Source organism: Pseudoalteromonas aurantia (genome assembly GCF_005886875.1).
GTDB lineage: Bacteria > Pseudomonadota > Gammaproteobacteria > Enterobacterales > Alteromonadaceae > Pseudoalteromonas > Pseudoalteromonas aurantia_A.
Genome location: NZ_PNBY01000051.1, coordinates 23,750 through 34,534, shown reverse-complemented (window position 1 = coordinate 34,534; position 10,785 = coordinate 23,750). Strand labels below are relative to the sequence as shown.

Genomic DNA, 10,785 nt, shown 5'->3' with positions numbered 1-10,785 from the left:
ATTGGACTTAAGTGGTTGTATGTCAATAGTAAACCTTGATGCCGTAGCGGGACTGACGAACTTAACACAATTGGATTTAAGTGGTTGCAGGTCAACAATCAATCTTGATGCCATAGGAGAGTTGACTCAGTTAGCTCACTTACGCTTGCGAGGGAACCGGTCATTAACGAATCTAGATGCTTTAGCAGGGTTGCACCAGTTAACCCTATTGGATTTACACTCCTGTAGGGCAGTAACAAGTCTTGATGCCTTGTCGAGCTTGACGCAATTGGAAAAACTGGATTTAAGTCTCTGTGAGTCAGTAAGTAACCTTGATGCTTTGTCGAACTTGACCCATTTGATAGAGTTGGATTTAAGTTTCTGTGAATCAGTTACAAATCTTGACGCCTTGTCGAGCTTGACGCAATTGGAAAAGCTGGATTTAAGTTTCTGTGAGTCAGTAACTAACTTTGATTCATTAAGAGAGCTGATTAGGTTAACTCAATTGGACTTAAGCAATTGCCGGTTATTTGCGGGCCTCGATGTATTGGCGAAGTTGACTCAGTTGACGAAATTGGATTTGAGTGGCAATAAATTACTAGTGAACCTGAAAGGATTGATGGGTTTGACTAAGTTACGTGAACTAGACTTAAATGAATGCCAGTCATTAACGAGCCTTGATGCTATAGCTAAGTTGACTCAGTTGAACCAATTAGATGTAAGTGATTGCGAGTCATTGACGAGCCTTACAGGCATTACAGGGCTGACTCAATTAACCCAGCTTAACTTGATGAATTGCGCTCGTATTGGCAATATTGAATCAGTGGCAACATTAACAAACCTAACCTGGTTGCGACTTGACGGGGTAGCGTTAGATGATATTGGGTTTGTGCCTGCATTACACAAGTTAGAATACATCGACTTAGATAATAATAGTATTACAGATATTACCCCTTTGCATACGCTCTCACAGTTAAATACAGTATTGTTGCAGTACAATGCATTGGTGAATGTTGTGCAGCTACAGACATTACTTGAGTGCCCCACGCTTGAAGAATTACAGTTGTACAGTAACCCTTTTGCTAGTCACTATGGCATTAAATTAGAAGATGGTATGGATTCACGCAGTGTGCTGCGAAATTTACTGTTTCGCATAGATGACAGTCATGGCAAGTATATTGTGCTGCCCAGCAAAGTATTGCTACTGGGTAACCATGCAGCGGGTAAAAGTAGCTTGGCACATTATTTAACCCAAGGCACTTTAGCGCATAATGGTGACTCAACCCATATTTTGCAAATAAAGCCGTATAAAAAACAGGCTGATGTGAGGGCGCGCAAGGCGACCCATAAAGCGTCGGCTTTGCCTGATGCGCTCATTTATGATTTTGGTGGCCAAGATTATTACCATGGCATATATCGGGTTTTTATGAGTCAACATGCGTTGACGTGTCTATTATGGCACCCACAGTCAGACTGCAATAAGGTTGAAAAAGACAGTGAAAAAGTGATGAGCCGTCATTTTAACCGAGACTACTGGTTGGGGTATTGGCAACATTATAATGCACTATCGAGCGAGCGTACTATCAGCACAGCACAATTAACCTCACCGATAGACGCGGCCCCTTTTAATGCACCGCCTACCGGTGACGCGAAAAAAGAAGCCAATGCGGAGCCGGCTGCCCCACTATTACTGATACAAACTCACGCTGATGAAGAGGCAAACTTACGCCCTTGTGATAACCCCTATGTCCTTAATCAGCATATTGTCAGTTTAGACTCAGCGCAAGACACCCCGTTATTTTCAGCCAGTTTACAGTATTTTCAGGCACAACTTGATACGTTAATTAGCCAAACGCAAAAAACCGTTGCAGCCGCGCTGTGGTACGAGAAGTTTTTAAAGATGATTTTTAGCGAGCATAAAAAAAGTGTTAAACGTCATTGGCAGGCAAAAGCCGTGGGGGAGTTGGTAGCCCTGTATAATCCTTCGGTGAGTGATTTAGCTCAGCAGCTTACCCATTTAAAAACAGAATTAAGTCAGTTGCATGCACAAGGTATGGTGTTGTATTACCCCAGTGTTAATGCTGAGAAAGTCTGGTTGCATCCTATGTCTTTTGCTTATTATGTACACACAAAGGTGTTAAGCAAAGCCACGCTGGGGGAATATAAAGGAGTGATCCCCGCTCAAGCGCTGCGTAATATTGATCAAGATATCATTAGTGTACTTGAAAAAGAGCAAGTGATATTTAAGCATGATTATGGCGACCAAGCCGGTGAGTACATAGTCCCTAATTACTTGCCTTTGACCGACGACACTCAGCATGATTATCATTTACTCACATTTGGTGTACAGCGTGATTTTGCGTTTGGGTTGTGGTTTAAAGCATATTTACCGCTGGGCCTGATCAACCAGTTAATTTGTCACTTTGGTAATTTACCCAACTATAAAAAGTTTTGGCGTGATCAACTGTTATTTACCTTAGGGGTGACGGAGCAAGGCGGGAAAAGCCAAGCCAGCCAAGTACTTATTAAGCTTATTTTTACCGAGCAACTGCAAATTAAAGTCTTTATTAACAACAGTGATGAGTACATAAGGGCGGCCCACAGTCGGTATGTTTATTATGTGATCATGAGTTTATACAACGACGGGCAGCCTTTGCAGCACGTTGGTGAGTTTGAACAGTACTTTGCGGCTTTATCACATGGTTCAGCTGAAAAATCAGCGACTAAGTACGAAGATACTTTGGCCGCAATGAAAGATAAAAAACCAACAGAAAAAGCCTTACCTCACTCTTTTGAAAAAAGTGATGACACCGTCGCGCATGCAGTTGAGCACTTAAAAGCCTTAGAGCGCATTTATGTTACACCACCACAAGGGTTGTGGGTGTCGGTTGATGAACGCCATTATATTAACGCCTTGGCTTTGTCGAAAATTAATAAAGAAACCCGTTTACCGTGTGAGCTAATAACGCCGGTTAGAGCGCCATCGAATAAAAAACAGTGGTTGTCGCTGGCACCATTTAAACCTTTTACCCATAGGAGGCCAAGTGCGATGTTAAAAGTATTTGTTTCTTATTCTCATGATGATATAGCCTCACGCCGTGAGCTACAGCAGTACCTGATCAATTTAGAGCGTGATGGCATTATTGAGCTTTGGCAAGATGGTATGATCAACACCGGCGATGACTGGCATGACACCATAGTGACGGCGCTCGATGACGCGGATGTGATCATTATGTTGGTCAGTCAGAGCTTTATTGCTTCAAGTTATGTCCATAGCGTTGAAATGCCGCTGGCCCTGAAAAATATGGCGCGCAGTCAGGCTAAAATCTTCCCGATATTATTGAGCAACTGCGATTATCAAGACTGGCAAATTATGCCTACTGACGTGCGTACACAGCTCAAGGAAAAGCAAGGTATGGGGAATAAAAAAGAGGCTGAGGGTACGCAGAAAACAGCCGCAACTCCTGTGGTAATGGGGAAATATCAATTTTTTCCGCAGGATGAAGAGGCGCAGCGTTTAAAACCGCTTAATCGTTGGCAATACCCTGAAGATGCATGGACGCAAGTTACTCAACAGCTGCGCACATTATCGACCAATACAAAGTAAAACAAGGCAATAAATACCATGGATAAAGACACCTATTTAACAGATCGCGTTAATGAGCAAATTACCTGGTTTGATAACGCGAGTATGAAAAACCAACGGGCGTTTAACCGCTGTCGAGTAATCGAAATGGTAAGTGCTGCGGCGATCCCTTTTATTACTGGTATGTGGGGAGATACCACCATAGGCAAAGTGATTGTGGGCGGCCTTGGGGTACTGATCGGCATTTGTGCTGGCTTGATCAGCTTAAAAAAATATCAGGAAAATTGGGTCAGCTACCGTGCGCAATGTGAGGCACTCAAACATGAAAAATATGTATTCTTAAGCCGTTGTGATGATTGCAAAGAAGAAGAGGCATTTTGTCAGTTTGTAAAAAAGGTGGAAGGGATCCTATCGCAAGAAAATACTCAATGGCAGGCGCGAAACCGCAATACAGGCAAAGAAAAACGATAAAATACGAGAAAGGATAATAGGCTGGTGGCCTTTAACTTAGCTTAACTCAGTATATATAGCTTGGATTTTTAATCACAGCTTAAGAAGTTATTCGCTGCTAGCTTAAGCTAGGTAAGTTACTTGTGATGTGCGATTGAGTGCAGATCACAAGTAAGTGCGAGCCAGTTATTAACGATAGAACGCTTCAACCGTGCCTTTAACTGTTAATAGTAGAGGTTGGCCACGACGATCTAGCGCTTTAGGAGAAGCCACTTTGATCCAGCCTTCACTGATGCAGTACTCTTCAACATCAAAGCGCTCTTTACCATTAATTTTAATGCCTATATCGTGCTTAAACACTGCTTCATCGTGAAAACGGCTGCGTGGGTTGATTGAAAGGCGATCTGGTAGTGCTGGTTGTGATGTAGTGTCGTTCATAACATAACTTCTTGTGAGTAAAATATGCGCCATTGTAGGCAATCGTTGTTTGATGCTCAAGCGTGATGCAATAAATATAAATAACTTGATGTTAAAAATGAATGCGAAAGCTGTATTTAAAATTCATTTACAGAGCGTTGCTTAGAATGAGTCGTGAAAATGGCATCATATGTTTGCTTTTACACCACACTTTACACGAGCAATTACCATGTTTAAGCAGGTGCCTTGTTACTACTTTTGCGCTGAAAATAAAATACATTAGCGAAGTGATAGCGACGGGTTCTTTCGCCGTTAACACGCAACAGTCGATGAATAAAATGGAGGGGTGTATTGCGACAAAAAGTTGAGTAGAAAAATCGCGATTTGTGTTTTGTGTTACTACACTGTTTACACAACAGTAATAATTGGTCGTGTAGTTTATGAAAAGATTAAGTATTGGCAGCCGTATTTATGCGATGGGTATAGCGCAGTTATGTTTATTACTCATTGTGAGTGTGTTGTCTTTAGTGCAAATGGCAAAAATAGGCGATGAGCTAATAGATATTGCTGAAGAAGATATTCCACTCACGCGATACTTAACACAACTCACAGAACATCAATTAGAGCAAGCGATTTTATTTGAGCGTGCGTTGCTCTATCAGTCACTCCTTGATCAGGGCAATCAAAAGTTTGAGCCTAAGCTCAATACTGTGTTGGGTGAAATATCGGCGCTCAGTGAAAAAATCACAAAAGAGCTCTCATTTGCTACGTCTTTTGCTGCAGAGGCAATCACAAAAGCACATTCAGACTCTGCCAGACAAGAGTTTACCAAAGTAACGAAAAAATTACGGGTCATAGACGGGCACTATGCCAGCGCGAATTCGCATATGACGAGTGTGCTAGATAAGCTGGCTGATAGCCCGCTTTTACAGGTTATGGACGAAGTGGTGAAGGTGGAGCAAGAAGAAGATGACTTGAAAAATGAACTGATCGCTTTACTGGATGACATTCAGTCTTATACCCAAGAAGCATCATTGCAAGCTGAGCATGATGAGCAAGCAGCAATTGTATGGATTGCGGTAACTTCTGCGATGGCGGTTGGGTTTGCTTTATTTATCTCGTTTGTGATTGGCCGCTCTATTACGGTGCCAATCAATGAACTGATCGTTAGGTTGAAAGCCGTGGCCAATGGTGACGGTGATTTAACGGTTAAGTTAGATGAGTCGGCCAGAGATGAAACCGGTATTATGGCACACGAGTTTAATAAATTTATTGGTAACTTACGCCATATCATTGCCAGTACTAATAACATTGTGAAGAGCCTTGGAGAGTCATCAGAATTAGCCATTCATGTTGTTGGTCAGACTCAGCAAAATGTGATTGCACAAAAGGATCAAACTGAGATGGTGGCCTCGGCTATTTATCAAATGACAACAACCACACAAGATATGTCTAAAAGTACAGCGAACGCAGCAGAAGCGACACAAAATGTACGAAACAAGGTGGCATCAAGCAAAGCAATTGCTTCTGAAACAAATAATATTATTGAAAATCTTGTAGAGGAAATGAACGAAGCGTCAAGTGATATTACGTCGTTAGTGGAAGAAACCAATAACATAAGTACGGTACTTGAGTCGATTCAGAGTATTTCTGAGCAAACAAATTTACTGGCACTCAATGCTGCTATCGAGGCTGCTCGAGCGGGAGAAACAGGACGAGGGTTTGCAGTTGTAGCTGATGAAGTCAGAACGCTTGCAAGCCGCACACAAGGTTCAACGGCTGATATTCAAGACTTATTGGCTCGCTTAAAAACAGAGGCCAATAAAGTGGTTGTGAGCATGGCAAAAGGGACCGAAAGTGCCAGTGCTTGTTTAGGAAAAAGCAGAGAAACACGCAGTACACTAGATGAAGCGGCTCAGTCTATAGACTTAATTAATGACTTAAACACACAAATCGCGACAGCCACAGAGGAGCAATCAGTGGTTGCGGTCGATATTGATAAGAGTGTGACCAACATCAATGACCTTGCCAGTGAAACAGCTGAAGGAGCGAGTGAAACATCACAAGCTAATCAAAACATAGCCCAACGGGTCGTTGATTTACATGCGAACTTTGCCCGTTTTTTGACCTGAGCATTAAGCATCGCTTCTTCATATTAAGCCTACGCAATGCGCTATATGAATAAGTGAGGATTGCAGATCAGAGCCTAACTAGAATGATATTTTAGTTAGGCTTTTTTAATTGTGAAACGTTACATTGTTAAACGTGACAGTGATGGGTGAGAATACGGGTAAGTCATATGGTGATGAAGCAAGTGCACCAAAATGATTGCCCCATGCCTCATTGCCCGGTTGTTCGAGGTGTTTGTAACGATTATTTATCACAGTTTAGCTGTGTATGACTCAGTGAAAATGTTGTGTGCGCAGTGATTAAACGACGTCAGATGATGGCGGGTATGATGGTTTGCGAAGTATATATGCCAGCACCATAACTTCGATAGTTGCCACGAGTGCGAGCACCCAGATTGCTGGTTGGCTGTAGCATAAAACAATAAAACCCAGTGACATGCCAATACCTGCGCCCCACTTACCTTTGGGGGGCACTACTTGGTGTTGTTGCCACATTTGCAAACTTGGTCCAAAACGAGGATGGATTAATAGCCAGTTGGCAAAGCGAGGTGATGAACGGGTAAAACAGGCTAATGCCAGAATAAAAAAAATGGTTGTGGGCATAACAGGGAGCACGATGCCAATAAAGCCCAGCGCAACGAAAATAATGCCAATCAAATGTAGCCAAAAACATCGGTTGAAAATACGACTGAAACTGTTCTTCATACCTATGACCCTGTAATACCGCTCTTTTTAAGCTTATCACAGGGCCAATTAAAAGCGAATTTTTGTATTTAACCTCAGCTCTGAGTAAGCGAATTTGCCTAATAAAGCTATTTTTCTCACTCTCGGCGTTACTTTCATTTGTAATAGCCCGCTATTACTGCATAAAAGTGCCTTGATATTGGGCAAAATATCATCATTGGATGGTACGTAAATTTGTTTGCAAAACATTTTCTATCTCAAAACCCTTATCCAAACCTGAGGTTACTTAGATAAACACTTTAAACGGTTGGTCAAGTGGGGTTTGGGCTAAGTGATTCACATAGTTACTCATAACTTTTTGTGCCAAACCTAAAATGATATCGAGCAAATGTTGTTGTGTATATCCAACAGCAAAAAACGGCTGCTGGTCTTGCTCACTGATCCGTCCTCTATTTCGTACTAATAACAAAGTAATGGTACGTAAGATTTCTAGCTTATCGGTTGGTAGCGTCGTGTGATTGCGCAGCGAGTGCGTTAAGGCATCGTCAATGCCCATTGATTTCGCAATAGCGCTATGTGCGGGGACGCAGTAATGACAGTGATGCTCAATATTAATGGTTTACCACACCACGGTTTTTTCTTCGTCGTTAAAAGCGCAATTAAGAAACAAACTGTGTAATGTTTGATAGGCCTGCAAGTGAGGTGCAGACTCGGCCATAACTGCGTGTAAATTTGGTAGCATACCAAACGTATTGATTGAATCTTGTAACAAAGGTTTGCTTGGTTCAGGCGCGCTTTCTAAAGTGTGAAGGGTAAATTGGGTCATGTGGAAATACCCTTTATTGGTTAAGTTATATACCACACCAGCCTTATTTTAATGGTTGTTCAAATAAGGTTTGGCTATATTGAGTGCATAAATAGAATAGTTGCTGTTGATAGTTTTTTAATTGAGAGTCGGTCGCACAGAAACCCTTGTGCGACCGTAATATTAGGTGTTAACTAATGTGTATTACTAAAAATAGTAGCCGATATTGATGTTAAAACGTCGCTCAGTGTCGGTGCTATCACCCGCGATAGAACCACCAACGAAAGGTTGGTTTTTGGCATGTACTAAATCAAAGTAAGTAAACAACCCTCCTGCAGCAACAGACACGCCAGTCACATTCATCCAAGTGTCTTCACTGGCGTCTGATTTGTCATAAATAATGCCAAAGTCGTTGTAAAACTGCAGCCCGGTGATTGCGCCCCATTTTACAGAGAAACTGTAAGCAATGTTAGCACTGGAGGTGGTGGCTTGCGCTGCAATACTGTCGTAAAACGCATACGCTCCAACGGCCATACGATTTACACCGTCAATATCATGATCGTATTCACCGTGCTGTAGCTGGAGGTTCCAAGGTCCAATATTGCTGTTTAAATGTAGTGCCCATGCGAGACTGTCCCCAACACGCTCAGTGCCGTCATGTAATCCACCAACTTGCCCAGAAAATCCAAATTCTGTAGAGCCGCCAGTATGTTGGATATGATACCCATAGCGCGCAGCAAAAGTATTGTATTCACCAATTGATTTAGTTGGGGTATCGTAAATACCTTCAGAGCCTTGGCGATAGCCAACAACGTCATATGAATAGCGATCTGCCCGGTCATCAACGTAGCCGTCAACACCACCTAGCTCATCATTTTTAAAGAAGCCGAGGTCTAACTGCCAATTGTCAGCTAATTTACGTTGAAATAATACGCCTAAATCATGATCGTCTTCTAAGCCAATATAATAATTGGTACTAAAAAAGTAGTTATGAGAATTGTACGGCCAATTACCAAAAGGGACTTTGGTGATCCCCGCTTGCACTTGCCAGTCCTTTGCAAAGTTATAGGCAGCGTAAGCATATTTTACCGCGGTCATGTAATCAAAGAAGCGAACTTCAGCGTTTAGTGCAACGTCGCCGATATCACCAGCAAAGTTGATACGGAGCAGGTCAAAATCAAAATCACCACCGCGATTTTTATTGCCGTCATTATAAGATGTATGGCTATAGTTGGTTCTGACCGCGCCACCTACTTTAACGCCTGATGTGACGCTTGGTTGAGGTTGTTTCGCTTTTATTGCTTTTTCTTCAATTCTTTGTATTTGCTGCTGTAGTTTTGCTAATTGTTGTTTTAATTGGGCTAACTCGTCGTTATTCGCCAAAGTTGGCAGTGAGAGTAGTCCTGTAGCTAGGGCGAGCGCAGTGTATTTTAACATGGTTATTATTCAATGAAGTTGTCAATGGTAGGCTATTAGGGTAGACCATTTCGTATATGGATTCTAATAACATATTTGTAATATTTGATTCTTCCGTAATTTTTGTTGTGGCTTAAGTTATGTGGAAGGGCCTAGTTTTCAACGTTTAAGATCAAATAGGGCGTTAGTTAGATGTTGTATAAAGCGAGTAGTTTAGTGAAAGAGGACACATTGTATGTACTATATCAAAGGTGCCCGTGAAAAGTGGTTATAGAGTGATTATACACTCGATCGGGAGAGCATGTTTACAGTCAGGCATATGAAGATGCTTCATATTCGCGGTTATTTATTTACTCAGTACGCGTAAATTAGGTAACCTAGCTCATGAATTTCAACACTTAAATAAGGTGAAGTATGGATCTTTCAGCATCAGTGTCTATCCAGCGTACCGAGAGCGGCCTTGAGTATATACAAGTCGATAGCTCGTTGTGTCATGGTAAGGTTTTTTTACAAGGGGCACAGCTAACGGAGTTTACGCCTAAAGGCCAAGATAATTTAATCTGGGTGTCAGCTGATGAAGATTACTTAGAAGGAAAAGCCGTGCGCGGTGGGATCCCTATTTGCTGGCCTTGGTTTGGTGTGCATAGCGACGCTGATTGGCCGATCCATGGTGTTGCTAGAAAACTGGTTTGGCGTGCAGAGGAAGTGATTGAACATGACACACATATTGAAGTGCGTTTATCGCTTCCGATGACGTTGGTTGATGAGACGTATTGGCCACACCAGTCAAAATTGGAAGTGACTTTTGTGTTTGGAGAAAGTATCGAAGTACGCTTAACCAATACCAATTTAGGGCCACAAGCCTTTACGCTCACTCAGGCTTTACATACTTATTTTCCAACCTCAGACATCAGTGAAACGTCTGTAGAAGGGTTACAAGGGTCGCAGTATATTGAATTTGGCGAAGGGCCTTTTGCACAAAACGAGGTGGTGTATTTTGCCCGAGAAACTGACATGGTGTATACCCAAGCCCCAGCAGTACAAGTGATAAACACACCAAAAGGCCGTATAGAAGTTACGCGAGAAAATTCACAGTCATGCGTACTATGGAATCCGTGGATAGAAAAGTCGCAGCGTTTAAGTAATTTTAAAGATGATGAGTACCTGTCGATGTTATGTTTAGAAGCGGCCAATGTGATGGATGATGCCATTACGGTGCAGCCCGGAGAAAGTCACACTTTGACCACGCGTCTGCGTTGGATCTAATACCCATTTCATTTTGATTATCGTATTCTTGTAGAGAATCATTTACTGCAAGG

The 10,785-nt window shown here is 42.2% G+C and carries 7 protein-coding genes and 1 pseudogene; 4 read left to right on the top strand and 4 right to left on the bottom strand.

The window, feature by feature from the left end:
* The first annotated feature begins 19 nt into the window (after window positions 1-19).
* Both CWC18_RS11450 and CWC18_RS11445 read left to right on the top strand, forming a co-directional pair.
* On the top strand, window positions 20-3,586 hold the full coding sequence (locus tag CWC18_RS11450; protein WP_138675293.1) for a TIR domain-containing protein: 3,567 nt from the start codon (window positions 20-22) through the stop codon (window positions 3,584-3,586).
* Window positions 3,587-3,604: 18 nt separating this feature from the next.
* Window positions 3,605-4,036: a DUF4231 domain-containing protein gene (locus CWC18_RS11445; protein ID WP_138591182.1), complete on the top strand. Its 432-nt coding sequence runs from the start codon at window positions 3,605-3,607 to the stop codon at window positions 4,034-4,036.
* A gap of 168 nt (window positions 4,037-4,204) precedes the next feature.
* Here CWC18_RS11445 and CWC18_RS11440 read toward each other — a convergent pair whose 3' ends face one another.
* The gene (locus tag CWC18_RS11440) at window positions 4,205-4,453 is read right to left on the bottom strand and encodes a DUF3297 family protein (protein WP_138591181.1); all 249 of its coding nucleotides are present in this window, start codon (window positions 4,451-4,453) and stop codon (window positions 4,205-4,207) included.
* Window positions 4,454-4,872: 419 nt separating this feature from the next.
* On the opposite strand from CWC18_RS11440, the gene CWC18_RS11435 reads away from it, so the two are divergent.
* Window positions 4,873-6,564 carry a methyl-accepting chemotaxis protein gene (locus CWC18_RS11435; RefSeq protein WP_138591180.1) on the top strand — a complete coding sequence of 564 codons (1,692 nt, stop codon included), beginning with the start codon at window positions 4,873-4,875 and terminating at the stop codon, window positions 6,562-6,564.
* 297 nt (window positions 6,565-6,861) lie between these two features.
* Here the strand turns inward: CWC18_RS11435 and CWC18_RS11430 are convergent, their stop codons facing one another.
* The 3 genes and pseudogenes from CWC18_RS11430 to CWC18_RS11420 form a co-directional block, all read right to left on the bottom strand.
* Window positions 6,862-7,266, bottom strand: a complete 405-nt coding sequence (locus CWC18_RS11430; RefSeq protein ID WP_138591179.1) for a YbaN family protein — start codon at window positions 7,264-7,266, stop codon at window positions 6,862-6,864.
* A gap of 265 nt (window positions 7,267-7,531) precedes the next feature.
* Window positions 7,532-8,071 (bottom strand): annotated as a pseudogene (locus CWC18_RS11425) (carboxymuconolactone decarboxylase family protein).
* 186 nt (window positions 8,072-8,257) lie between these two features.
* Window positions 8,258-9,487, bottom strand: a complete 1,230-nt coding sequence (locus tag CWC18_RS11420; RefSeq protein ID WP_138591178.1) for a porin — start codon at window positions 9,485-9,487, stop codon at window positions 8,258-8,260.
* 393 nt (window positions 9,488-9,880) lie between these two features.
* On the opposite strand from CWC18_RS11420, the gene CWC18_RS11415 reads away from it, so the two are divergent.
* On the top strand, window positions 9,881-10,732 hold the full coding sequence (locus CWC18_RS11415) for a D-hexose-6-phosphate mutarotase (protein WP_138591177.1): 852 nt from the start codon (window positions 9,881-9,883) through the stop codon (window positions 10,730-10,732).
* Window positions 10,733-10,785 lie beyond the last annotated feature (53 nt).

Excerpts from the sequence above, each read along its gene's own strand:
- CWC18_RS11415 (WP_138591177.1), top strand. The coding sequence starts at position 9,881 with ATGGATCTTTCAGCATCAGTGTCTATCCAGCGTACCGAGAGCGGCCTT.
- CWC18_RS11450 (WP_138675293.1), top strand. The coding sequence starts at position 20 with ATGTCAATAGTAAACCTTGATGCCGTAGCGGGACTGACGAACTTAACA.
- CWC18_RS11420 (WP_138591178.1), bottom strand. The coding sequence starts at position 9,487 with ATGTTAAAATACACTGCGCTCGCCCTAGCTACAGGACTACTCTCACTG.
- CWC18_RS11440 (WP_138591181.1), bottom strand. The coding sequence starts at position 4,453 with ATGAACGACACTACATCACAACCAGCACTACCAGATCGCCTTTCAATC.
- CWC18_RS11435 (WP_138591180.1), top strand. The coding sequence starts at position 4,873 with ATGAAAAGATTAAGTATTGGCAGCCGTATTTATGCGATGGGTATAGCG.
- CWC18_RS11430 (WP_138591179.1), bottom strand. The coding sequence starts at position 7,266 with ATGAAGAACAGTTTCAGTCGTATTTTCAACCGATGTTTTTGGCTACAT.
- CWC18_RS11445 (WP_138591182.1), top strand. The coding sequence starts at position 3,605 with ATGGATAAAGACACCTATTTAACAGATCGCGTTAATGAGCAAATTACC.